Source organism: Niallia sp. WK069_GA_01 (assembly GCF_983173855.1).
The window spans coordinates 2,074,656-2,098,314 of sequence record NZ_OZ470138.1; the positions used below are offsets into that span (position 1 = coordinate 2,074,656).

21 protein-coding genes, 1 other RNA gene and 1 pseudogene are annotated in these 23,659 nt (G+C 36.3%); 12 read left to right on the top strand and 11 right to left on the bottom strand.

Annotation, left to right across the window (positions count from 1 at the left end; all coding sequences use genetic code 11):
- Nucleotides 1–85: 85 nt before the first annotated feature.
- From gcvT to gcvPB, 3 genes are read left to right on the top strand one after another with little or no spacing between them, the layout of a single operon-like run.
- Nucleotides 86–1,192, top strand: a complete 1,107-nt coding sequence (gcvT, locus tag AC5LWL_RS09910) for a glycine cleavage system aminomethyltransferase GcvT (RefSeq protein WP_493434162.1) — start codon at nt 86–88, stop codon at nt 1,190–1,192.
- A gap of 20 nt (nt 1,193–1,212) precedes the next feature.
- Nucleotides 1,213–2,559, top strand: coding sequence for an aminomethyl-transferring glycine dehydrogenase subunit GcvPA (gene gcvPA, locus AC5LWL_RS09915; protein ID WP_493434163.1), 1,347 nt, complete (start codon nt 1,213–1,215; stop codon nt 2,557–2,559).
- Entirely contained in the window at nt 2,552–4,012 is a 1,461-nt protein-coding gene (gcvPB, locus tag AC5LWL_RS09920; protein ID WP_493434164.1) for an aminomethyl-transferring glycine dehydrogenase subunit GcvPB, read from the top strand. The genes gcvPA and gcvPB overlap by 8 nt, the downstream gene beginning before the upstream one ends.
- 315 nt (nt 4,013–4,327) lie before the next feature.
- On the opposite strand, the gene AC5LWL_RS09925 is transcribed toward gcvPB, so the two are convergent.
- Nucleotides 4,328–4,711 (bottom strand): rhodanese-like domain-containing protein, encoded by a 384-nt coding sequence (locus AC5LWL_RS09925; RefSeq protein ID WP_493434165.1) that lies wholly within the window; start codon nt 4,709–4,711, stop codon nt 4,328–4,330.
- Nucleotides 4,712–5,119: 408 nt separating this feature from the next.
- On the opposite strand from AC5LWL_RS09925, the gene AC5LWL_RS09930 reads away from it, so the two are divergent.
- Both AC5LWL_RS09930 and AC5LWL_RS09935 read left to right on the top strand, forming a co-directional pair.
- Entirely contained in the window at nt 5,120–6,460 is a 1,341-nt protein-coding gene (locus AC5LWL_RS09930; protein ID WP_493432582.1) for a transposase family protein, read from the top strand.
- 293 nt (nt 6,461–6,753) lie between these two features.
- Nucleotides 6,754–7,590: a lipoate--protein ligase family protein gene (locus AC5LWL_RS09935; RefSeq protein WP_493434166.1), complete on the top strand. Its 837-nt coding sequence runs from the start codon at nt 6,754–6,756 to the stop codon at nt 7,588–7,590.
- Nucleotides 7,591–8,420: 830 nt separating this feature from the next.
- On the opposite strand, the gene AC5LWL_RS09940 is transcribed toward AC5LWL_RS09935, so the two are convergent.
- The 5 genes and pseudogenes from AC5LWL_RS09940 to AC5LWL_RS09960 form a co-directional block, all read right to left on the bottom strand.
- Nucleotides 8,421–9,533 (bottom strand): IS110 family RNA-guided transposase, encoded by a 1,113-nt coding sequence (locus AC5LWL_RS09940; RefSeq protein ID WP_493432749.1) that lies wholly within the window; start codon nt 9,531–9,533, stop codon nt 8,421–8,423.
- 300 nt (nt 9,534–9,833) lie between these two features.
- Nucleotides 9,834–10,139: pseudogene (locus tag AC5LWL_RS09945) on the bottom strand (DUF4180 domain-containing protein).
- A gap of 110 nt (nt 10,140–10,249) precedes the next feature.
- Nucleotides 10,250–10,435, bottom strand: a complete 186-nt coding sequence (locus tag AC5LWL_RS09950) for a hypothetical protein (protein ID WP_493434167.1) — start codon at nt 10,433–10,435, stop codon at nt 10,250–10,252.
- A gap of 47 nt (nt 10,436–10,482) precedes the next feature.
- The gene (locus AC5LWL_RS09955; RefSeq protein ID WP_493434168.1) at nt 10,483–10,914 is read right to left on the bottom strand and encodes a hypothetical protein; all 432 of its coding nucleotides are present in this window, start codon (nt 10,912–10,914) and stop codon (nt 10,483–10,485) included.
- Entirely contained in the window at nt 10,911–11,117 is a 207-nt protein-coding gene (locus AC5LWL_RS09960; protein WP_402821001.1) for a helix-turn-helix transcriptional regulator, read from the bottom strand. Before AC5LWL_RS09960 ends, AC5LWL_RS09955 begins: the two co-directional genes overlap by 4 nt.
- Before the next feature lie 621 nt (nt 11,118–11,738).
- Between AC5LWL_RS09960 and splB the strand changes: the two genes are divergently transcribed.
- Nucleotides 11,739–12,764 carry a spore photoproduct lyase gene (gene splB, locus AC5LWL_RS09965; RefSeq protein WP_493434169.1) on the top strand — a complete coding sequence of 342 codons (1,026 nt, stop codon included), beginning with the start codon at nt 11,739–11,741 and terminating at the stop codon, nt 12,762–12,764.
- 70 nt (nt 12,765–12,834) lie between these two features.
- Here splB and ymaG read toward each other — a convergent pair whose 3' ends face one another.
- Nucleotides 12,835–13,098 carry an inner spore coat protein YmaG gene (gene ymaG / locus AC5LWL_RS09970; protein WP_493434170.1) on the bottom strand — a complete coding sequence of 88 codons (264 nt, stop codon included), beginning with the start codon at nt 13,096–13,098 and terminating at the stop codon, nt 12,835–12,837.
- Between the two features lie 163 nt (nt 13,099–13,261).
- Here ymaG and AC5LWL_RS09975 point away from each other — a divergent pair, with 163 nt between their 5' ends.
- Nucleotides 13,262–14,140, top strand: coding sequence for a patatin-like phospholipase family protein (locus tag AC5LWL_RS09975; RefSeq protein WP_493434171.1), 879 nt, complete (start codon nt 13,262–13,264; stop codon nt 14,138–14,140).
- 513 nt (nt 14,141–14,653) lie between these two features.
- Here the strand turns inward: AC5LWL_RS09975 and AC5LWL_RS09980 are convergent.
- Entirely contained in the window at nt 14,654–15,043 is a 390-nt protein-coding gene (locus AC5LWL_RS09980) for an SA1362 family protein (RefSeq protein WP_493434172.1), read from the bottom strand.
- A gap of 225 nt (nt 15,044–15,268) precedes the next feature.
- Nucleotides 15,269–16,189 (bottom strand): DUF1385 domain-containing protein, encoded by a 921-nt coding sequence (locus AC5LWL_RS09985; RefSeq protein ID WP_493434173.1) that lies wholly within the window; start codon nt 16,187–16,189, stop codon nt 15,269–15,271.
- Nucleotides 16,190–16,537: 348 nt separating this feature from the next.
- On the opposite strand from AC5LWL_RS09985, the gene AC5LWL_RS09990 reads away from it, so the two are divergent.
- The 5 genes from AC5LWL_RS09990 to ssrS all read left to right on the top strand — a co-directional run bounded on the left by AC5LWL_RS09990 (nt 16,538) and on the right by ssrS (nt 20,783).
- A complete protein-coding gene (locus AC5LWL_RS09990; protein WP_493434174.1) occupies nt 16,538–17,086 on the top strand; it encodes a YqhR family membrane protein in 549 nt (182 codons plus the stop codon).
- Nucleotides 17,087–17,225: 139 nt separating this feature from the next.
- On the top strand, nt 17,226–18,287 hold the full coding sequence (locus AC5LWL_RS09995; RefSeq protein ID WP_493434175.1) for a M24 family metallopeptidase: 1,062 nt from the start codon (nt 17,226–17,228) through the stop codon (nt 18,285–18,287).
- A 21-nt stretch (nt 18,288–18,308) separates the two neighbouring features.
- On the top strand, nt 18,309–18,866 hold the full coding sequence (gene efp, locus AC5LWL_RS10000; RefSeq protein ID WP_493434176.1) for an elongation factor P: 558 nt from the start codon (nt 18,309–18,311) through the stop codon (nt 18,864–18,866).
- Between the two features lie 139 nt (nt 18,867–19,005).
- Nucleotides 19,006–20,346 carry a transposase family protein gene (locus AC5LWL_RS10005; protein ID WP_493432582.1) on the top strand — a complete coding sequence of 447 codons (1,341 nt, stop codon included), beginning with the start codon at nt 19,006–19,008 and terminating at the stop codon, nt 20,344–20,346.
- Nucleotides 20,347–20,594: 248 nt separating this feature from the next.
- A non-coding RNA gene (gene ssrS / locus AC5LWL_RS10010) (6S RNA) lies at nt 20,595–20,783 on the top strand.
- Between the two features lie 373 nt (nt 20,784–21,156).
- Here the strand turns inward: ssrS and AC5LWL_RS10015 are convergent.
- Nucleotides 21,157–21,876 carry a M23 family metallopeptidase gene (locus AC5LWL_RS10015; protein ID WP_493434177.1) on the bottom strand — a complete coding sequence of 240 codons (720 nt, stop codon included), beginning with the start codon at nt 21,874–21,876 and terminating at the stop codon, nt 21,157–21,159.
- A gap of 182 nt (nt 21,877–22,058) precedes the next feature.
- Complete coding sequence (locus tag AC5LWL_RS10020; RefSeq protein WP_493434178.1) at nt 22,059–23,426, bottom strand: alkaline phosphatase; 1,368 nt, start codon at nt 23,424–23,426, stop codon at nt 22,059–22,061.
- Nucleotides 23,427–23,659 lie beyond the last annotated feature (233 nt).

The window sequence follows — 23,659 nt, forward strand, 5'->3', positions numbered from 1 at the left end:
TCTGTCCTTTTTTGTGGGAATTTTTCGAAAATAGGAAACCTCTCGATTGTAAAACAAATATCTCAAGGAAGAGGAGCTGGTGAGAATGACTGTACAAAAGCGTACACCTTTGTATGATCTCTATAAACAATATGGAGGGAAAATTATTGATTTTGGTGGATGGGATTTGCCTGTTCAATTTTCTAGTATAAAAGAAGAACATGAAGCAGTTCGTACAAAGGTTGGTTTATTTGATGTTTCTCATATGGGAGAAATAGAAGTAAAAGGAAAGAGAAGCTTAGCCTACCTGCAAAAAATTTTAACGAATGACGTGTCCAAAATAAATGATGGCGGTGCTCAATATTCTGCTATGTGTTATGAAAATGGCGGAACAGTCGATGATTTACTAACATATAAATTAGCTGATAATCACTATTTATTAATTGTAAATGCATCTAATATCGAGAAGGACTTTGCATGGATGAAAAAACATGTAATCGATCAAGTAGAATTGGTTAATTTGTCAGAAGATTATGCCCAATTAGCACTTCAAGGTCCGCTTGCAGAGGCAGTGATCAAAAAAATGAATGATCAAATTGACACTGCAGCTATTGGTTATTTTCAATTTCAACAAAAACAATTACTTGCAGGCAAAGAAGTACTGTTATCACGTACAGGTTATACAGGAGAAGATGGATTTGAGGTTTATTGCAATAGCGAAGATGCAGCTTTTTTATGGAAAGAAATAGTAGCAGCCGGTAAAGAATTTGGTTTGCTTCCATGTGGCTTAGGAGCACGAGATACATTGCGATTTGAAGCGACACTTGCATTGTATGGCCAGGAATTATCAGCTGATATCTCTCCGTTAGAAGCAGGAATTGCTTTTGCGGTTAAATTGAATAAAGAAGCAGACTTTATTGGGAAAGCAACACTAAAAGAACAGAAGGAAAACGGTGTTCCTCGCAAACTTGCAGGTATTGAGATGCTGGATAGAGGCATTCCAAGACATGGCTATAAAGTTTATGCAAATGGTGAAGAGATAGGAGAAGTGACAACTGGAACCCAATCGCCGACATTAAAGAAAAATATAGGGCTTGCATTATTAAAGAAAGAATATGCAGTGCTTGATCAAGAGATAGATGTGGAAATAAGAGGGAAATTGGTGAAAGCAAAAGTTGTAGCAACCCCATTTTATAAGAGAAAAAAGGCTTAATATTAGGAGGAGTTAAACAGATGAAGCATCGCTACTTACCAATGACAGAAGAAAATAAAAAAGCTATGTTAGAAAGTATTGGAGTAGACTCTGTGGATGAGCTTTTTACAGATATTCCAGAAAAGGTCCGTTTTCAAGGAGAATACAAGATCAAGCCTGCTAAAAGTGAATCTGCCTTATTAAAAGAGTTAAGCAGACTTGCTCAAAAAAATGCTGACTCTAAATCAAATGTGTCATTCTTAGGGGCAGGTGTATATGATCACTATACTCCTGTAATAGTTGACCATGTTATTTCTCGATCAGAATTTTATACTGCGTATACTCCTTATCAGCCGGAAATCTCACAAGGAGAGCTACAGGCAATTTTTGAATTTCAAACAATGATTTGTGAATTAACTGGAATGGATGTGGCCAATTCTTCTATGTATGATGGAGCTACAGCCCTTGCAGAAGCTGGAATGCTTAGTGCTGGTGCGACTAGAAGAAAAAAAATTCTTGTTTCCAGTACGGTCCATCCTGAAGCAAAGGAAGTTGTAAAAACATATGCAAAAGGCCAATACATTGAAGTAGTAGAAGTTCCATACAAAGATGGAATCACAGATATGGATGCATTAGAGGAATTAATGGATGACACGGTGGCAGCTGTCATGATTCAATACCCTAATTTTTTTGGCAGAATAGAGCCATTAAAAGAGTTGGAAGAAGTAATTCATGCTCATAAAGCAATGTTTGTTGTGTCAAGCAACCCGCTCGCTTTAGGTATATTAGCGCCTCCTGGCAATTTCAACGCAGATATAGTAGTTGGGGATGCTCAAGTATTTGGAATTCCAGCAGCATTTGGGGGGCCGCATTGTGGCTATTTTGCGGTTACATCTAAATTAATGCGCAAAGTGCCAGGAAGACTGGTTGGGCAAACGGTCGATGAAGAAGGCAAAAGAGGATTTGTACTTACATTACAGGCTAGGGAACAGCATATACGTCGTGATAAAGCAACATCTAATATCTGCTCCAATCAGGCTCTTAATGCTTTAGCTGCGTCTGTAGCAATGACAGCACTTGGTAAAAATGGGGTAAAAGAAATGGCGGCTGCTAATTTGCAAAAAGCTCATTATGCGAAAACGAAATTAAAAGAAGCTGGTTTTTCTATTGCTTTAGACGGACACTCCTTTAATGAATTTATTGTACATTGTAATGCACCAGTTGCCGCTATCAATAAAGAGCTTCTAAAAAAAGGCATAATTGGCGGGTATGATTTAGGAAGAGACTATTCGGAATTAGAAAACCATATGCTTGTTGCGGTAACGGAACTAAGAACAAAAGAGGAAATAGATGAATTTGTAAAAGAATTGGAGGATTACCATGCATAATCAACATCAAGCACTAATATTTGAAAGCAGTACACCTGGACGTATTGGCTACAGTCTGCCAGAAATGGATATTCCTGAAGTCGAATTATCTGATTTATTGCCAATTGATTATGTACGAAAAACGAATCCTGAATTGCCAGAGGCTTCTGAATTAGATATTATGCGTCATTACACAGCTTTATCAAAAAGAAACCATGGCCTTGATTCTGGTTTTTATCCTCTAGGATCTTGTACGATGAAATATAATCCGAAAATGAATGAGAATGTTGCCCGTTTTAGTGGCTTTGCTCATATTCATCCATTACAAGACGAGAGTTCTATACAAGGTGCATTAGAGCTTATGTATGACCTGCAGCAGCATTTGGTAGAGATTACTGGTATGGATGAAGTTACTCTTCAGCCAGCAGCAGGCGCTCATGGTGAATGGACTGGATTAATGATGATTCGTGCCTTTCATGAAGCAAATGGTGATAGCAATCGTACAAAGGTAATTGTTCCAGATTCTGCACATGGCACAAATCCAGCATCTGCTACTGTTGCCGGATTTGAAACAATCACCGTTAAGTCAAATGAAAATGGATTAGTAGATTTAGAGGATCTAAAAAGAGTAGTTGGAGATGATACTGCTGCTCTGATGCTGACAAATCCGAACACGCTTGGATTATTTGAAGAAAATATTCTTGAAATGGCGGATATTGTTCACAATGCCGGCGGGAAATTGTATTATGACGGTGCCAATTTAAATGCCGTATTATCGAAAGCCAGACCTGGAGATATGGGATTTGATGTGGTGCATTTAAATTTGCATAAAACCTTTACAGGTCCTCATGGCGGCGGCGGACCAGGGTCAGGACCAGTTGGAGTAAAAGCAGATTTAATTCCATTTTTACCAAAACCGATTATTACAAAAGCGGGAGAAGAATATGTTTTTGATTATAATCGCCCTCAATCGATTGGAAGGGTAAAACCTTTTTATGGAAACTTTGGAATTAATGTTCGTGCCTATACGTATATCCGTTCCATGGGTCCAGATGGATTAAAAGCCGTTACAGAAAATGCGGTTTTAAATGCAAATTATATGATGAGAAGATTGGCAGCATTTTATGATCTTCCATTTGATCGACATTGTAAACATGAATTTGTATTAAGTGGAAGACGTCAAAAGAAACTAGGAGTTCGTACACTTGATATTGCCAAAAGGCTCCTCGATTTCGGTTATCATCCGCCAACCATTTATTTCCCTCTTAATGTAGAAGAGTGTATTATGATTGAGCCAACGGAAACCGAGTCTAAAGAAACATTAGATCAGTTTATTGATGCAATGATACAAATTGCAAAAGAAGCGGAAGATACTCCTGAAGTAGTGCAAGAAGCACCTCATACAACAATAATAGGCAGATTAGATGAAACGTTGGCTGCCAGAAAACCAGTGTTGCGCTATGTAAAAGGATAAGGGGAAAAGTCGGCAATAAAGCTATTCTTACTGGGGCTGCACGAAAAATATCCCACTTCGTTTCTCCTCATTTTTGCGGTGCTCATTACCCAAAAACGGGGAGAAGCGACTAAAGGAATATCGACTAAGTTCACTACGTTCTTATGTTTTTTTCGATTGACTAGCATCCTGCCAGCCTCGATGGATAGACCTTTTCAATCAGCCTGTATTTATGCAGTCATACTTCAGTTTTAAACATAATATAATGCAAACGAAAAGAGGGATTCCAACTGGATTTCCCTCTACTTGTTCTATATAGAATAACCACTGTGGCTATTATTTTTTCGTTTTTACTTTTCCAGACCATTTTTTAAAGCCGCCCTGTAATTGTGTAAGCTGCTTATAGCCTTTTCGGTGTAGGAACTCTGCGGCTCTACCGCTGCGCATACCGTTTTGACAATATAAATAGACTGGTTTATCCGAACGTATTTCTCCTTTTCTCATCTTTAATTGAGATAAAGGAATATTTCTAGCACCAAGAACGTGACCAGCTTCAAACTCATTAGGTTCTCTTACGTCTATTAATTGTGCCTTTCTGTATCCTTGGCGAAACTCTTCTTCTGTTATTGTTTTTACTATTCTACGTTGATAAAGCCATTTAGTTACCGAATAAACGATAACGGCTGCTACTACTACTAGAAGCGTATAAATCGGTTGCAATGCTCATTTCTCCTTTCCTTATCTTGCACTTCTTCTATTATATAAGTGAACCCTTCCAGTAGTAAAGAAAATACTTTTCTTTTGAGAAGGAAAGTTTACATACAACTAGAAAACGCTAGCATCTTTATCTTATTGTTTGGTCATGTTTTTATATAAACAGGTTATAGAACGGAAATAAAGACAGTGCAAGGCTCGTTTGCCTATTAAAACAGAAACTATTAGCAAATAAATCAACCGTTTACTCCTTATGAACAGCTGCTGATTTCGTTTTTCTTTCAATAATAGAGTAAGGGAAACAGCTCTGAAGAGTAAAAGTTTTTCGAGATAATTCCACCTAACACTCGCCAAATATAGGATAATTAGGATATACAAAACCCTATTATATTGATATTTGGGAGGATTTTTTTTATGATAACTAGAAAAGACAAACGTGATAAAGAAAAAGGGATAAACTTTTTATTCGAGTTTCTGAAAACGCAGAAACACTTTTTTAAAGATTTTAATAAGTTGCTTAAAAAAGTAAAGGATCCAAGACACCAGGGCTATACCATTTATGACCCAGAAGTCCTTTTGATGATGGTTATTTTAAAAAACACCTGTAATCTAAAAAGCATGCGTGAAATGACGAATGAATTCAACAAGGACGAGTGCATTGAAAATATAGGAAAAATTTTAGGGATTGAACATTTGGAAGAATTACCCCACTATGACACAATCAATAATTTTCTTTCTCGGTTGAAACCAGCAGAACTTGAACATATCCGAACGTACATGATCAAAGAATTATTGAAAAAGAGGTGCTTTGATTCTTATCGGATTGAGGGGAAATATTGGGGCGTTATCATTGATGGTACAGGCATTTTCACGTTTAATGAAAAGCATTGTGACCACTGCTTGAGACGAAATTACAAGGAAAAGGATAAGGAAACGGGTGAAGAAAAAACAAAGACCATCTATATGCATCACGTCCTAGAAGCTAAATTGGTTGTTGGAGATATGGTGCTGAGTGTTGACTCAGAATTTATTGAAAATGAATCGGAAGACGTGGAGAAACAAGATTGTGAACTAAATGCTTTTTATCGATTGGCTACAAGACTTAAAGACACATTCAAACGGCTGCCCATCTGTATCATTGCCGATAGTCTTTATGCGTGTGAAAAGGTCTTTAACCAATGCAAGAAATATAAGTGGAACTATTTATTTCGATTCAAGGAAGATCGCATCAAAAGTATTGCCAGTGAGTTTCAGGTATTAAAAAATATGGAAGACAATGTCTTGAATATAAATGAAGATAGCCAACAAGGAAGAATTACTTGGGTGAACGGAATTGTTTATAGGGAACATCAACAAAGTGTGCTGGAATACGAAATGGAGACGAAAAAGGGAAAACAAAAGTTTCTTTTCCTTACCAACATAAAAATCACAAAAAAGAATGCCAAAAGGCTCGTTAACACTGGACGAAGCCGTTGGAAAATAGAAAACGAGGGATTTAACAGACAAAAAAACCTACGCTATCACATTCAACACGCAAGCAGTAAAAATTACAATGCCATGAAAAATCATTATTTATTGGCCCAGATTACAGAAATCATAATGGTGCTTCATGAGCAAGGGTCGAAAGCATTGAAGCGCGTCAAAAAAACGGTAAAAGAAATATCCTCGCGACTGTTAGAAGCCTTGCGCGGGCAAACACTAACAAACGAGGATATAGTACAACTGGGAAAACCAATGCAAATTAGATTTACCTAGTGCCATAATTATAACAAAAGGATGTGGTGTTGGGAAAGAGAAAAGTAGTTATCCACAATTTCACAATGGAAATGACGAAATTGGCTTGTCTTTTTTGGTAAAAAGGACGAAAATGACAATGGTAAATTTTTACATGTGAATAAGTTACTTTAACATCTTTCACATTTTTTTATCAAAGTTTACTCCTCGGAGCTGTAAGGGAAAAAGTCGACTTGCTTTTCAACTAATCTCCTTTTTGATAAACTTAAATCCTGTTTAGCATACATACTATGTAAAGTGAAGAAGGGGTAAAAATGGCAAAAGAAATATGGAGATTTATTGATACAGGGAATCGTTCGGCTTCTTTTAATATGGCTTTAGATGAAGCATTGCTAGAATGGCATTCTACCAGAGATTTTCCACCTGTCATTCGTTTTTATGGATGGAACCCTGCAACACTTTCTATTGGGTATTTTCAAAAAGTTGAAAAAGAAATTAATTTGGATGCAGTAAGAGATTTGAATCTTGGTTTTGTCAGAAGACCTACGGGTGGCAGAGGGGTTCTTCACGAACATGAATTAACGTATAGTGTTATCGTGTCAGAAGATCATCCTGAAATGCCTAAAACCGTTACGGAAGCATATAGGGTAATATCGGAAGGGATCTTGAAAGGGTTTCATCTGTTAGGGTTGGAAGCTTACTTCTCTGTACCAAAAACGGAGGAACAAAAAAATAGTTTGAAAAATCCTAGATCTGCTGTTTGTTTTGATGCGCCGAGCTGGTATGAACTTGTTGTCGAAGGAAGAAAAGTTGCAGGAAGTGCACAGACTCGACAAAAAGGGGTTATTTTGCAGCATGGCTCTATCCTTTTGGATTTAGATGAAGACAAGTTATTTCAATTGTTTAAATATCCGAATGATCGTGTGAAAGAAAGAATGCAAAGAGCTTTTAAAGAAAAAGCGGTTGCTATTAACAATTTAACAACAAAAAATATTACGATTGATATGGCAAAAGTGGCTTTTAAGCAAGGTTTTGAAGAGGGGCTTCATATTGATTTGGAGCCTTATGAGCTTACGAAAGAACAAGTAGATTATGTGGAGAAATTGGCGAAAGAGAGATATGAAAGTGATGAATGGAATTTCCGCAGATAAGGTTGTTTTGTAAAATGCTATCCTGAAAAAAAGGTTCCGCAGGTGGAATACACTACGCTTTCCTGTGGGCGAGTGCCGAGCCGCTTCGTCGCTATGCTCCTGCAGGGTCTCGTCTTTCTCGCATTCCCACGGGAGTCTTCGTGTATGCCACCTGCTCTCTGCTTTAAACTTAGGTCATATAACAAAATAGGAAGCTGTTTCTTTTCATGGGTGTCTACCCTGAAAATAGGGTTGCTTTTTCAATGGGGTCCGCAGCCTGCATACACTTCGCTTTCCATGGGGCGGGCGCCGAGCCTCCTGATATGAACGAAACTGTCAAGTCTCCCACTCTCCACTACTAGATAGGTTATTTTTGGGTAACTTTAAGAAGAGAAGCGATTTTAGGCTTCTTGACTGTTCGTGTATCGATGAGCCTTAGTGGCTACAAGTTTCCTTTTTTAGCTTACCAACCGAACTTCCTATCTTAGAATGGCTGTCAAGTGCTTTCCTTGACTGCCATTCTAAGATAGGAGATACTTTTTTAAGCTAAAGAAGAAATCGTGATATACTTATACTTCCTCCTTTCTGATTGATTAGAATAGATAGTAAGGACACGGCACGAAGGCAAAAATTTCATCCTGCGGTTAGCATTCTGATATTCGTGGGTTTTCACATTTTATCTTTCCGTATAAAGGTCTTTCCACTAACTCGGGACGTGCGTTAATCAACGAATGATATAGCACAGAGGAGGCACGTGGGTTATCCTTTCCGGTATTTCTCTTTGCCTTCGAGCCCTATTCTCATGTATCTATTTTTCTTTCTCTTCCTCTACTTTCTTTCGTTTGGTAACATTAATGTTTTGGAATTTCTTCTACTTCTTGCGTAATAGCCCAGATAAAGCCAGCTAATTCTCTAGCAACGGCAACAATTGCTTTATTACTTTCTTTTCCTCTAGATACTAATCGATAATATTTTTTATGCAGACGATTTTGCGCTTTCCAGGATATTGCTTGAATAGACGGTGATAAAGGTTCTAGTCGTTTTTTTAAATTTCCTTTTACGGCCGGCTGACGAAGATAACTCCAAGCCGACTCGATTAACAATCGGCGAACGTGACGATTTCCTGATTTGGTAATAGCTCCTTGTCGACGTCTTTCTCCACTTGAGAATTCACTTGGAATCAATCCTACATAAGCCATCATTTGCTTAGGATTTGGGAAACGTTTAAACGATCCAATTTCCGCCGCAAGACTTGTCGCTGTAACCAGTGCAACGCCTCTTAGTCCTTGTAAAGTTTGAATAATAGGGGCATGAACTCCTTCCAATGCCTGTATTTGCATTTCCTCTTCGAATCTTTTTACCCGCTGTTCCAACTCCTTTAATTGATGATAATATTCTTGAAAAACTAATTGTAAATTGGAATTGGAAAACTTTAACGTATCTAGCCAATCTCGATATTTTCTTGTCCATTTATTCACTCCAACAGGTGGATAAATATTATTCCGTAATAAAAACTTACTTAAACGATGCTTGGTTCTCAGCTCGTCTTCTTTCGCATCTTCTCGTGCTCGCACTAGATCTCGAAGTGCTTCATCTTCTGGAGTCGGAACATAAACAGAAGTTAATTCTCCTGCACGATATAACTGGGCAAGACGAATAGAGTCTCTACGGTCTGTTTTAATACGTTCTCCCGGTCTTTGTGGTATTAAAGATGGAGCAATCACTTCACAATGAATACCTAAAGCAGTTAGTAATCGATATAATGGATATCCCGTTGGACCCGCTTCATAACAAACTCTTAAAGTACTTGGCTCTCCTAGTTTTTTCATTAACTTTTTAATCGCTTCAGGTGTATGAACAATCATTCCATAATATCTTGGTTCTTCTCTACCTTCTTCTGCAATAGCAACGGCAATTTTTTCTTTTGATACGTCTAAACCTACAAATTTTGTGGTATCCTTCATAATAGAACTAGCTCCTTCCGTAATGTAGCACTGATTTGGTTTTTTTGTTTTTAGTTCATAAACATTATTGCCAAATTAACCTACGAAATTACGAGTATGGGGCTAGTTTCGTTCATTATAACTCGGAGCATGCTCCTGCGGGGTCTCGCCTGTCCCGCAAATCCCATAGGAGTCTTCGTGTATTCCGGCTGCTCCCTGCTCGTATACTAACAACAATCTTATTAAACTGCCTATTTTGATTCTTCATGGTGCAAATTTGTTTGCATGGGTGTCTTACCCTGAAAATAGGCTTTGGCTCACTCAATGGGGTCCGCAGCCTGCATACACTTCGCTTTCCATGGGCGGGCGTCTAAGAATTTTAAAAAATATAACCTTATTTAGTGGAATATAAATGAAAGCTTTAAGTGATTTACTAGTATAAGAAGAAAAATCCTCAAAGATTGCAAATTTAATTTTGTAGTTAATGAATTTTTAAAGGATACCGCCTGCGAGTTTTGTATGGAGATTAAAGAATTCTTCTGAAATTCCATCTTTGTTTCGTGTAATTCGGTTACTGCCGGTTTCGCTACTAAGAGTCATTAAAAAAATCCAACGCACTTTGTTCATCAGATAAAACAATTGAATCTGCACGAGCAATTATAATAATATGTCCATTCATTTCTGTCATTGTTATATTCTGAATAAGCTAGAGGCTATGCGCTTGAACTAATGATGGACTATTGATTCGTCATAATACCTGCTTCTTGGAGCTTTACTAATAGCTTGTTAAAGTCTGCTACTAACTCAGGTAATGTAGTTGCAGTAGAATTAGCTTGGTGTTCTATCTGAAAACTAACCTCGTCGGGTTGTATCTTAACTAGAGAGCCTAATCCGGGTATTAACTTTTTAGCCTCGTGTGTCATAGTTATCACCTCTTTTGCATTACTCCTAAAAAAGTACATGAATTTCATTACATCTCTTTATCGTACTTGAAGCGGTAATAAGTGCAATATGCAACAATAAACAGATAAGAAAAAAACAATAGCAATACCACTATTAAATCTGTACCCATCAAGGCAATTGAAAAGAATAACGCTCCAAACACAAAAACCATCATGTCATATGCTTTCGCTTTTGCCTGATTTGCGATTGCTAAATTACGCTCATCTTTCGTGTCTATCTCCAGTTGTTTTGCTGCGGCAGGAGCACTTTTCATAGCGTGTTGAAGGATTATTTCTCCTATACCGTGACCAAAAATAACACAGCCCACCCCAACACAGATATAAGGCATTGCTACTAGCATACCTTGTGGATCTTCAATTGTTTTGATGAAGTACAGACCACCTATTAGTAGTCCGACACCTATAGCGGTAAGAATATAAGCGGAAATAGATTTTTTCATACCTTTTCGTCCTCCTCATAAATAAAGATTTCTTCAATAGTCATACCAAAAAAACGTGCAATCTTGAATGCTAAAAGAATCGATGGGTTATAACGTCCGTTTTCCAGTGAACCGATAGTTTGCCTTGATACTTCAAGAGCCTTTGCTAATTCTTCTTGATTAATTCCGCGTTGTTTACGGATTTTTTCTAAACGGTTTTTCACCTGTTCACCCTCCTTATGGAAAGTTTGCTTTACATAAGGGGAGTATATCCAGTAACGCAATAAATGTCAAGTTTACTTTCCATCTTGAAAATGCATTTTATTTTTCAGAGGGGATAATAATGTCATTCGTCCAGATAATATTCGGCTTTTCAATACCTATAAACCGATAAAACACTAGAAAAATTTGTATGAGGTGAAATGGAGCGTCAAGGAAATGACCGCGGATATATATATTGTGCTTTATGGATGTTAAAAGGTACTAATGTTGAATAAGCACGACGAAAATCAACAGATTAATTTATTACACAGTACAACGTTACTAAGGAAAAAAACTAATATTCCACAAACGGAAGCAATTGTTGAAAATTACAGCTAGAAAATCATCAAACTTTTTTTCAAAATATGTGTAAGGTTTCACAAATAAAGTCCCCGTTTTGATCAATCTTTTGTTCAAAACGGGGACTTTTCATTTAAGGTGAATTGTGGGTTTGTAAGATGTTTTTGAATAAACTTTATGATAAAGCTAAAGATGGGGATATTTCCCTGTCCTCTTTTTTTATTTTTAGCTCACATTAATAATACATAGTTGTAAATTAGAAATGATGAAAGGGGCTAACTTCTATGAAACCATTTGTACCCCAATTAGTTTATATAGAACCGAAAGCGTTAGAATATTCCTTAGGAAGAGAATTAAAAGAGAAATTTGAAAAAATGGGTTTGGAGATTAGAGAAACCACCTCCCATAATCAAGTACGGGGCATCCCCGGGGATAATGAATTGCAGCAATATCGTAATGCAAAATCAACTTTAGTTGTTGGAATAAGAAAAACGTTAAAATTTGAAACATCAAAACCTTCTGCTGAATATGCTATTCCGTTAGCGACCGGCTGCATGGGCCATTGTCATTATTGTTATTTACAAACGACATTAGGAAGCAAGCCATATATACGAACATATGTGAATTTAGAAGAAATATTTGATCAGGCAGATGCTTATATGAAAGAACGTGGTGATCAGATTACTCGTTTTGAAGCAGCATGTACCTCAGATATTGTAGGATTGGATCATTTAACACATTCTTTAAAGAAGACAATTGAGCATTTTGGAAAATCAGAAACAGGTCAGCTGCGTTTTGTAACAAAATATCATCATGTGGACCATTTATTAGATGCAAAACATAATGGAAAAACAAGATTTCGTTTTAGTGTTAACTCGCGATATGTAATAAAAAACTTTGAACCAGGAACTTCTTCTTTTGATGAACGATTAGAAGCAGCAAGAAAGGTTGCGAATGCAGGTTACCCATTAGGTTTTATTGTTGCACCGATTTATTTGCATGAAAACTGGCGAGAAGGATATTACGAATTGTTTCAGCGTTTGGCTCTTAGTTTAAAGGATACAAAGATAAACGATTTAACTTTTGAATTAATTCAGCATCGTTTTACGAAACCTGCAAAAAAGGTAATTGCAAAACGCTATCCAAAAACAAAGCTAGAAATGGATGAAGAAAAGCGAAAATATAAATGGGGAAGATATGGAATTGGAAAATATGTGTATAAAGATGATGAAGCAAATGACTTAGAATCAACGATACGTCAATATGCGGCTGAATTTTTCCCTGAAGCAGAAGTTTCTTATTTTACGTAACGAAAGAAAGGACAGAAGGAAAATAGTTGCTTCCTGCTGTCCTTTTATTTTATCGAAAAAGTAGCATTGCTTAATAATAATAGCCGCCTGGATATCCATAACCGTAAGGATAGCCATATGGAGGATATCCACCACCATAAACATTTGGGCTTAATAGTGCTGCTGTTGCTAAGCCTCCAAGAAATGCTCCACCTAATCCTATTCCAAACCCAGGTCCTCCAAAACCAAACCCAGGCCGGCCGAATCCAGGTCTTCCAAACCCAGGTCTTCCAAATCCGGGACCTCCGAATCCAGGTCTTCTCAGATCTTGTTGAAATAATACTTGTTGATTCATTTTGTAGCCCTCCTCTATAGTCATTTATCTTTTCTTGTTAGCATATGTACATAATCTGGAGTTGGACTGAGGAAATCGTCTAGAAAAAAGTAGGATAAATTTGTACTATTTTACAGCACTTCTGCTTAAAGTGTAACAATGCACTAAATAAGGGGGAGTGACTATGTACATAGACGGAGTGTTTTCAGGTGGTGGCATTAAAGGGCTTGCGTTGATAGGCGCATATGAAGTTGTGGAACAGAAGGGTTTTCAGTTCACAAGGCTTGCGGGCACAAGTGCAGGAAGCATCGTTGCAGCCTTTATTGCCGCAAAATACACTAGTGAAGAAATCAAGAGTTTATTAGAGAATTTGGATTTACGGTCTTTTATGGATGAGCGAAAGTTACTCATCCCTTTTCCTATTGCAAAGTGGATATTTATCTATTGGAAGCTCGGGTTGTATAAAGGAAATGAGTTGGAAAAATGGCTGGAGGAAAAATTAGCAGCAAAAGGTTTGCGCACATTTGCCGATGTGCCTCTACAATCTTTAAGGTTTATTGCTTCTGACATATCAAATGGTGTGTTGGTTGTATTGCCGGATGATCTTCCTAAGTATGGAATCGATCCACGCTATTTCTCAATCGCCAAGGCTATTCGAATGAGCTGCAGTCTTCCTTATTTTTTTGAACCAGTTAAATTAGGAGCGGGGAAAAGTATTATTGTTGATGGAGGAGTATTAAGCAACTTTCCGATGTGGTTATTTGATCAAGAAAATGTAATGAAAACTAGACCAGTATTAGGAGTTAAATTAAGTCATCACATTTCTGAACATCCAGAGCATATTATAAAAAACGCAGTTCAATTATTTGGCGCAATGTTTGAAACAATGAAAGATGCACATGACTCCCGATATATATCTAGAAAACATGCGAAAAATATTATCTTTATTCCCACTGAAGGAGTTGTGTCAACAGAGTTTTCCTTAACAAAAGAAAAAAAAGAAGAATTAATTCAATTAGGAAGAGATTGTGCCAATACTTTTTTTAAAAAATGGACGTATTAACAAAAAGTAGGAAAAAAGTTATTATAAAAATTTTAGTTCCTTTTGGTTAGAAAAAAATAATAAGCAGTCTGCTATCATAAAGTTAAGCACTAAAAATAAGCAAGTGAATGAAAAGTAATAAAAAATCAGTTCAGACATACATCAATGCAACTAAATTTGTAGCAGGGAGCAGCCAGCATACACGAAGACTCCCGCGGGAATGCGAGAAAGACGAGACCCCGCAGCGTATAGCGAGGAGGCTCGACGCTCGCCCGCAGGAAAGCGAAGTGTGTGCTGGCTGCGGACTAATCGAGAGTCTGCAATTATGTGGCGTTCTATAAAAAAATCACGAAGAAAATTTCTCTTCGTGATTTTTTCATTTAAAGAAGCGCCTAGCCCCTGTGAGTATTGCCTCCTAAAAGTTTAAAAAAACTTTTTGAGTCAGGAGAAAATTTTTCTTCGAGGCTGACAAGGAACTTACGCTTTTCTTACTTACAACGATGTTTAAAAGGATAAAATCATTCTAAGTATTTCTTATAAAGAAGCTCGATTCTTCTTTTTTCCTTTTTTTCCTTCTATGACTGTTAAATGTGCAGCACTTGTATTTCGCTTATGCTTTTTGGCTTTACCAGTATTTATGCTTTTACCGCTTACTTGTCTAAGTGAAGATTTTTCTTTAAACTGCCATCTTTTTTTAGATTTTTTAGCAGCTTTTACAAATGCCCGTTGTTCTTTCTTTTCAGGATTAGCTTTATAAGAGCTTCGAAAAATCAACCAAAGGGCAAATCCAATTACTAAAAATACAGCAAGATTCTTTAACAATCCTATTGGGTTCTCAGCAATCCATGATACTAATCCAAAGAAAGCAAATAAAACCAGAATACTGATGACTACTAATGAAATTCGATTCTTCAAAAAAGCCACCTCCCTAAGAGCATGATGAGCATTTTTTTAAACTTTTAAACGGTAATTACAAAAAGTTTATTCATTTTTAAATAAATTGCTAATAATAAATGACAATTAAAAAAATAAAAGAAGATAACTATAGCCTATGAACCGAAGACTCCTACGGGAATTGCAAAACAGATGAGACCTCGCAGGAGTTTACTCCGAGAAGACTTAAGTATTGCCCCATAGAAAGCATATATCTTAAGCGATTGTTTCTTTTTCATGGCGCAATAGCTCATTAAAAGAAAGAATGGCTACCTCAACCTGGTCATCATTTGGCTCTTTTGTAGTCAAAAGCTGCAGCCATAACCCTGGCAATCCTAAATATTTTAATACAGGTACATTTCTTAATTTATTTGTTACTTGAAGCACTTCAAAAGAAATCCCTAGCACAACTGGAATTAACGCGATTCTGCTTAGCATTCTTTCCACTAGAGAATCAGTTGGGAATAATAAATATAAAAACAGTCCAACAAAAACAGTAAATAAAATAAAACTACTGCCGCATCGATAATGAAGGCGAGACTGCTTTTGAACATTGTCAACGGTTAATTCTAATCCATTTTCATAACAATTAATAACTTTATGTTCCGCACCATGATATTGAAATACTCGTTTTATAAGTGGGGTGAGTGAAACAAAATAGATATAGCCGATAAGCAGGACTAATTTAAATAAGCTTTCTAATAAGATTTGCGCAAAGTGTCCGCTAATAATTGGCTGCAGCATAGCAGCTAAAAAAGCAGGAACTAGTGTGAAAATAAATTTTCCAAATAAGAAGGAAAGAATTCCGATTGCAGCGACGCCAAGTATCATAGATAATTTTGATGGTTCTTTTTCTTCTATTTTATAATCCTCTGCAGGATCTACATCATAACGATCTGTTGAAAAATTCAAATGTTTTGTTCCATTTCCGCTTGCTTCAAATATGGCAACAATACCTCGTACAAAGGGGATTTTTTTTAATTTTGCCAGTTTTTCATTATGCTTTCTTGGAAGATGAAAATAATCAATTGTTTGATCTTTGCGCCTAATAGCAGTTACATAATGATTTTTTCCTCCAAACATTACGCCTTCTACTACGGCTTGCCCTCCAAAAATAGGTTTTTGCTCGTTTGCCATGAATACTTACACCAGCCTCAGGTTAAATTAGGTGGAAACAGCGAAATAATCCTCAAAAATTCTTAATGAATCTGTGCAGAATAAGAAGAAGTTTTCTATTGCTGTGCGATACCCTATTTCTATATTACTAAAAATATGGCAAAACAACTAGCATAACACGCTAATTCCTTTCACTGTCTTGCTTGTAATAGGAATGAACACAATAAAAACGGTGATACTAAGACTAATATTCTGCCGAAATCAAATAAACTTTAAGGAAGAATACATAAAAATTTTCCTGTTTTTTATTTTTATTCGAAACTAAAGAATAAATGACTGGAGACTTAATATTTATGGAGGTGCGAGAAGATGAGTAAGGAAAATCATGATATGGAAAAGAAGGATAACAATGAAGATAAACCAATGTCTTTTATCTCCCTTGTTATTTGGACAGGCATGTTTGGTGGGATTTTTTGGACATTGATTGGTTATTTGGGCTATTTTTTGAATTTTACAGATATTCAACCTAATTTTATATTAGAACCGTGGGCTCTTGGCGATTGGAAAAGAAGGGCGCTAGGAACTATTATTAGTATAGTGATTATCGGCTTTTTTTCTACAGGAGCTGCATTTGCCTATTATCTTACTTTAAAGAAATTTAAGACAATATGGGCAGGCATCGGATTTGGGATTGCCTTGTTTGCGCTTGTGTATATCGTTTTAAATCCAATCTTTCCAAGCATGGATCCTTTCTTAAAATTGAAAAGAGATACAATGATTACTTCTATATGTCTTTATATTTTATATGGGGTGTTTGTTGGCTACACGATTTCCTATGAAGAAAATGAGATTCGAACAAAAAAAATTAAACAAAATAAAAATAAATCATCTTCAGATCTTTCGAGTAGTGAAGGATAATTTTAATTATGGTAGAATGTTCTAGATAGGCTTTCATTTTGCTTATATTCAAAAAATATTATTTTGAGGGAATACTATTTCTGAATATAATTACATAAGAAAAAGAAATAAATAAGAAGTTTAAGGGAGAGGTAGAACAATGGTGAAACTACAAAAATTAAGAGAAGCATTATCAGAAGCAGATGTAGATGGAATAGTTATTACAAGTAAATATAATCGTCGCTACATAAGTAATTTTACTGGTTCAGCTGGTGTTGTATTAATTAGTGGAGAAAGTGCGAAATTCATTACAGATTTCCGCTATATGGAACAAGCAGCAAAGCAGTGTGACGGTTTTGAAATTATACAACATAAAGGTCCTATTTATAAAGAGGTAGCAGAGCAAGCTGAAAAATTAGGAATAAAAAAACTGGCATTTGAACAAGATCATATGACTTTTACGGACTATAAAATATATGAAAATTTAGTAAAAGCAGAATTAGTTCCTGTTTCAGGTCTTATTGAAAAGTTACGCTTGATTAAGAGTGCAGCAGAGATTAAGATATTAAAGGAAGCTGCGCAAATTGCTGATGCAGCTTTTACACATATTCTTGATTTCATTAAAGTCGGGAAGACAGAATTAGAAGTTTCGAATGAATTAGAGTTTTTTATGAGAAAAGCGGGTGCAACTTCATCTTCCTTTGATACTATTGTGGCGTCAGGAAAAAGATCAGCATTACCCCATGGTGTTGCAACAGACAAAGTGATTGAATCTGGTGATTTTGTTACAATGGACTATGGTGCATACTATAATGGGTATGTTTCAGATATTACTAGAACGGTTGCAGTAGGCAATCCAAATGAGAAATTAAAAGAAATATATAATGTTGTTCTAAATGCACAGTTAAAGGGAATGGATGGAATGAAACCAGGTCTTACTGGAATTCAGGCAGATGCTTTAACAAGAGACCATATCAGTGCAAAAGGGTATGGAGAATACTTTGGACATTCAACTGGCCATGGTATCGGGTTAGAAGTACATGAAGGACCTGGTCTATCTTCTAAATCGGAAACGGTTTTAGAAACAGGTATGGTAGTGACAGTAGAGCCTGGCATTTATATTCCAGGACTTGGTGGAGTTCGTATCGAAGATGATACATTAATAACAGATGATCATAATGAAGCTTTAACACATTCAACTAAAGAATTGATTATTTTATAGGGAAAATAGGAGGATTACTGTATGATTTCAGTAAATGATTTTAAAACAGGCTTAACAATTGAAGTGGATAACGGAATCTGGCGTGTATTGGATTTCCAACATGTTAAACCTGGTAAAGGTGCTGCATTTGTTCGTTCTAAATTAAAAAACCTGCGTACAGGTGCTGTACAAGAGAAAACATTTAGAGCTGGAGAAAAAGTAGCTAAAGCTCAAATTGATAACCGAAAAATGCAATACTTATATGCTAGCGGTGATCAACATGTATTTATGGATAGTGAATCATATGATCAAATCGAATTATCATCTTCAGCAATTGAATATGAATTAAAGTTTTTACAAGAAAATATGGAAGTTCAAATTATCATGTATCAATCAGAAACACTTGGAGTAGAACTTCCGAATACTGTTGTATTAGAAGTAACAGAAACAGAACCAGGCATTAAAGGGGATACAGCATCTGGCGGTACAAAGCCAGCTACTTTAGAAACAGGCTTGACAGTTCAAGTTCCTTTCTTCATTAACCAAGGTGATAAGTTAATTATTAACACTTCAGAAGCTAGTTACGTTTCTCGCGCATAAAAAGTTAGTAAAAGGAAATTTACAAGTCAGCTCTGAAGAGTAAAAGTTTTTCGAGATAATTCCACCTAACACTCGCCAAATATAGGATAATTAGGATATACAAAACCCTATTATATTGATATTTGGGAGGATTTTTTTTATGATAACTAGAAAAGACAAACGTGATAAAGAAAAAGGGATAAACTTTTTATTCGAGTTTCTGAAAACGCAGAAACACTTTTTTAAAGATTTTAATAAGTTGCTTAAAAAAGTAAAGGATCCAAGACACCAGGGCTATACCATTTATGACCCAGAAGTCCTTTTGATGATGGTTATTTTAAAAAACACCTGTAATCTAAAAAGCATGCGTGAAATGACGAATGAATTCAACAAGGACGAGTGCATTGAAAATATAGGAAAAATTTTAGGGATTGAACATTTGGAAGAATTACCCCACTATGACACAATCAATAATTTTCTTTCTCGGTTGAAACCAGCAGAACTTGAACATATCCGAACGTACATGATCAAAGAATTATTGAAAAAGAGGTGCTTTGATTCTTATCGGATTGAGGGGAAATATTGGGGCGTTATCATTGATGGTACAGGCATTTTCACGTTTAATGAAAAGCATTGTGACCACTGCTTGAGACGAAATTACAAGGAAAAGGATAAGGAAACGGGTGAAGAAAAAACAAAGACCATCTATATGCATCACGTCCTAGAAGCTAAATTGGTTGTTGGAGATATGGTGCTGAGTGTTGACTCAGAATTTATTGAAAATGAATCGGAAGACGTGGAGAAACAAGATTGTGAACTAAATGCTTTTTATCGATTGGCTACAAGACTTAAAGACACATTCAAACGGCTGCCCATCTGTATCATTGCCGATAGTCTTTATGCGTGTGAAAAGGTCTTTAACCAATGCAAGAAATATAAGTGGAACTATTTATTTCGATTCAAGGAAGATCGCATCAAAAGTATTGCCAGTGAGTTTCAGGTATTAAAAAATATGGAAGACAATGTCTTGAATATAAATGAAGATAGCCAACAAGGAAGAATTACTTGGGTGAACGGAATTGTTTATAGGGAACATCAACAAAGTGTGCTGGAATACGAAATGGAGACGAAAAAGGGAAAACAAAAGTTTCTTTTCCTTACCAACATAAAAATCACAAAAAAGAATGCCAAAAGGCTCGTTAACACTGGACGAAGCCGTTGGAAAATAGAAAACGAGGGATTTAACAGACAAAAAAACCTACGCTATCACATTCAACACGCAAGCAGTAAAAATTACAATGCCATGAAAAATCATTATTTATTGGCCCAGATTACAGAAATCATAATGGTGCTTCATGAGCAAGGGTCGAAAGCATTGAAGCGCGTCAAAAAAACGGTAAAAGAAATATCCTCGCGACTGTTAGAAGCCTTGCGCGGGCAAACACTAACAAACGAGGATATAGTACAACTGGGAAAACCAATGCAAATTAGATTTACCTAGTGCCATAATTATAACAAAAGGATGTGGTGTTGGGAAAGAGAAAAGTAGTTATCCACAATTTCACAATGGAAATGACGAAATTGGCTTGTCTTTTTTGGTAAAAAGGACGAAAATGACAATGGTAAATTTTTACATGTGAATAAGTTACTTTAACATCTTTCACATTTTTTTATCAAAGTTTACTCCTCGGAGCTGTTTACAAGTATTCACATTTGCGTTTAATTGTTTTTTCCTGTATTATATAAATATAAACGCTGCGTTGTACGTTATCGTATGAAGTTTCAACCTTTATCGTTAATTAGGGAGTTCTATATTAAAGACGGATCAGCAGGCTTTATGTATATCATAAAGACATATGAAGAAATCTTTTGCGAGCACCCACCTGGTGGAGCAGGTTTTGAAACTCCATACATCAAAGCGGCAAATGCGGCTAAAAAAAGGTAACCATTTTGGTTACCTTTTTTTTGTTTTTTTTACTAAAAAAAACAAAAAACACTTACATAAACAAACAAAATGAACAATCACATACATACTGACTACAAATCCCCTTTTTCAAGCTAGATATCTATGCAACAAATTTGCACCATGAAAAATGAAAATAGGCGAGTGTGGTTAAGTTTGTTGTTATATTAGAGCAGGGAGCAGCCAGCATACACGAAGACTCCCGCGGGAATGCGAGAAAGACGAGACCCCGCAGTGCAGCGAGGAGGCTCGACGCTCGCCCGCAGGAAAGCGAAGTGTATGCTGGCTGCGGATTATTCGAGAGAGTCCAAACAACGAACACAAAGAAAAAGAAAAGCAGCATCGCTATTATTTAACACGCAGACGCTGACCAGGAAAAATTTTATTAATATCTTTTAATTGATTCCATTGTTTTATTACTGCTTCCGAGCTGTTATACTTTTTTGCAATGGCAGAAACAGTATCTCCTTTTTTAACAACATGGTAGCTAAAAGAGGACGGAATCTTTAATTTCTGACCAATTGTAATAAGATTGCTGTTCTTAAGTTTATTAGCAGAAACAATTTTTGCAACAGTCGTTTTGTATTGTTGGCTAATTTTTGTTAATGTATCCCCTTTTTTTACTGTATAGATAGTTGAATTTGGAGAACTAGACGTTTGTGGAGTTTTTATATGAAAATAATTCATTGGATTAACAGCATTTGACTTAGTTCCATTCCATCTTCCTCTATGAAGTTCAAAGTGTAAATGTTGTCCAGTAGAATCTCCTGTACTCCCCATAATACCGATTACTTGGCCTTGCTTTACTTTTTGGCCAGTCGTCACTTTGCGTGAATCTTTCCGTAAATGAGCATACACTGTTTCAAAAACTTGCCCATTTAAATAATGAAGAATCATAATACATTCCCCATAACTGCTGGAATAATACGATTTTGAAACGGTACCATCAGCACTTGCAACTATTTGAATTGTTCCTGCCTTAGCAAAATCCACGCCAAAATGTTTATTTCTTCCTAATATTTGAAAAGGATTCGTAATAGTTGTTCCCTTTGCTGGCATCATAAACATCTATAAATCACCTCTATTTACTATATGCAAAAGAATAATAGAGGCTTGGACTAATTTCCCGTTTTTTTCAGACACCCATCAAACAAGTAAAACACAAAGCAGCCGGAATACATAGAGAGCGAAGTGTATTCCGGCTGCAAACTTAGAGAGCTTCTTTTTCAAATAACGAAGCTTTCTTACATTTAAAATGTGAAGCCCATGGTTTCTGCAAGCTTTTTCGGGATATCTGTATTATCAAGTACGCCATGAAAGGTTTCCGCACCTTTTCCGTATGCAAATACAGGGATCATATTACTTGTATGGCCACCTGTTGAGCTCAATTCTTCTATGGTTCGATTCAAAACTCCTGCGTGATTATGTTTAGCAATCATATTGCCAATTTCCCAAGCTACATGCTGTTCTGGATAAACTTGTCCTTTCTTAGGATTAATTTGAGAATTAAATAAAGCAGTATCCTCATCTGTTACTGTCATATTGGCATATTGATGAAAAACCTGTTTAATACTTTTATTCGTATAGCCAATACCGTTTGCATTTTTTTGCAAGTGTTTTGCCATAAAATGAGGAGTGACGGTTATTTTTTTTAAAGCCTTCTTATTCATTGGTTCTGTTGCTGATACGCCCATCGTTTCATGATCAGCAGCTACCACCACTAATGTATCCTGATGGGTTTCTGCCCACTTTACACAATATTTTACTGCATCATCAAATTCAATCGTTTCCTTCCATATGCTTGTTATATCACCAGCATGGGATGCTTGGTCAATCCTTGCGCCTTCTATCATAGTAAAAAAACCTTTATTGTCTTTTGATAAGGTTTCCAATGCTTTAGCAGTCATATCTGTTAATGTAGGCTCCTGACTGTTTACATTATCCCTATCCAGTTTAAAGTTTAAGTGTTTTGGCCCAAACAGACCTAAGAGCTTCCGGCTGTTTGCTTTTTGAAGTTCTTTATCTGTTGTTACATATTGATACCCGGCTTGCTGGTACTGATCGAGAAGTTTCACTCCATGTGCATTCTGGGAAGTAAAATATTTCTCACCCCCACCAAGAATGACATCAACATCGTTTTGCAATTGCTGTTTGGCAATCTCCATCTGTCCTGTCCATCTATTTTTTACACTTGCAGTAAAACTTGCTGGTGTTGCATCTGTAACGGAATTCGTTGTAACAATTCCAGTACTTAATCCATTTTTTTTAAACAAGTCTAAAATACTATCAGCAGGTTTACCGTCTGCTGTAACACCGATCATGCCATTATTTGTTTTTTTCCCAATCGCAAGAGCGGTGCCGCCAGCTGCAGAGTCCGTTACTTGGTTGTTGGCAGAATACGTATGAGCAAGTGCGGTATAAGGAAGGGTTTCAAGAAATAATCTGCCTTTTTTTCCGTATTCAAAGGTTCTGGCTATTTCCATTTGTCCTAATCCCATTCCATCTCCTATTAAAAAGATAATATTCTTAGGACGATTTGTTTCTATAGGTGCTGCATAACTAGTTTGAATAAAAAAAAGTTGAATAAATAAAAAGCTAATGATTATTTTTTTCATCATTCATTCCTCCAATAACTGTTGCATTTCCTTTTCTAGTTTTTGATGGAAGACAACATTTTAAACTGCCAATTTTAACGGGGTGATTATTTGAGAAGTAGAATAAAGATAGGTGGAATAAACCAATATGGCATGCATACATTTTAATAAGGATTAATGAATAAAATGATTGATATAAATCGTACAAGCCTCAGTAAGCAACTTTTATGCTGCTGGATAATCGGCTGATTTCAGAA

Coding starts and splice junctions, on each gene's coding strand:
- splB (WP_493434169.1), top strand. CDS start 11,739: ATGAAACCATTTGTACCCCAATTAGTTTATATAGAACCGAAAGCGTTA.
- AC5LWL_RS09955 (WP_493434168.1), bottom strand. CDS start 10,914: ATGAAAAAATCTATTTCCGCTTATATTCTTACCGCTATAGGTGTCGGA.
- AC5LWL_RS09940 (WP_493432749.1), bottom strand. CDS start 9,533: ATGAAGGATACCACAAAATTTGTAGGTTTAGACGTATCAAAAGAAAAA.
- AC5LWL_RS09990 (WP_493434174.1), top strand. CDS start 16,538: ATGAGTAAGGAAAATCATGATATGGAAAAGAAGGATAACAATGAAGAT.
- AC5LWL_RS09975 (WP_493434171.1), top strand. CDS start 13,262: ATGTACATAGACGGAGTGTTTTCAGGTGGTGGCATTAAAGGGCTTGCG.
- efp (WP_493434176.1), top strand. CDS start 18,309: ATGATTTCAGTAAATGATTTTAAAACAGGCTTAACAATTGAAGTGGAT.
- AC5LWL_RS10005 (WP_493432582.1), top strand. CDS start 19,006: ATGATAACTAGAAAAGACAAACGTGATAAAGAAAAAGGGATAAACTTT.
- gcvPB (WP_493434164.1), top strand. CDS start 2,552: ATGCATAATCAACATCAAGCACTAATATTTGAAAGCAGTACACCTGGA.
- AC5LWL_RS09930 (WP_493432582.1), top strand. CDS start 5,120: ATGATAACTAGAAAAGACAAACGTGATAAAGAAAAAGGGATAAACTTT.
- AC5LWL_RS10015 (WP_493434177.1), bottom strand. CDS start 21,876: ATGTTTATGATGCCAGCAAAGGGAACAACTATTACGAATCCTTTTCAA.
- gcvPA (WP_493434163.1), top strand. CDS start 1,213: ATGAAGCATCGCTACTTACCAATGACAGAAGAAAATAAAAAAGCTATG.
- ymaG (WP_493434170.1), bottom strand. CDS start 13,098: ATGAATCAACAAGTATTATTTCAACAAGATCTGAGAAGACCTGGATTC.
- AC5LWL_RS09985 (WP_493434173.1), bottom strand. CDS start 16,189: ATGGCAAACGAGCAAAAACCTATTTTTGGAGGGCAAGCCGTAGTAGAA.
- AC5LWL_RS09995 (WP_493434175.1), top strand. CDS start 17,226: ATGGTGAAACTACAAAAATTAAGAGAAGCATTATCAGAAGCAGATGTA.
- AC5LWL_RS09935 (WP_493434166.1), top strand. CDS start 6,754: ATGGCAAAAGAAATATGGAGATTTATTGATACAGGGAATCGTTCGGCT.
- AC5LWL_RS09950 (WP_493434167.1), bottom strand. CDS start 10,435: ATGACACACGAGGCTAAAAAGTTAATACCCGGATTAGGCTCTCTAGTT.
- gcvT (WP_493434162.1), top strand. CDS start 86: ATGACTGTACAAAAGCGTACACCTTTGTATGATCTCTATAAACAATAT.
- AC5LWL_RS10020 (WP_493434178.1), bottom strand. CDS start 23,426: ATGATGAAAAAAATAATCATTAGCTTTTTATTTATTCAACTTTTTTTT.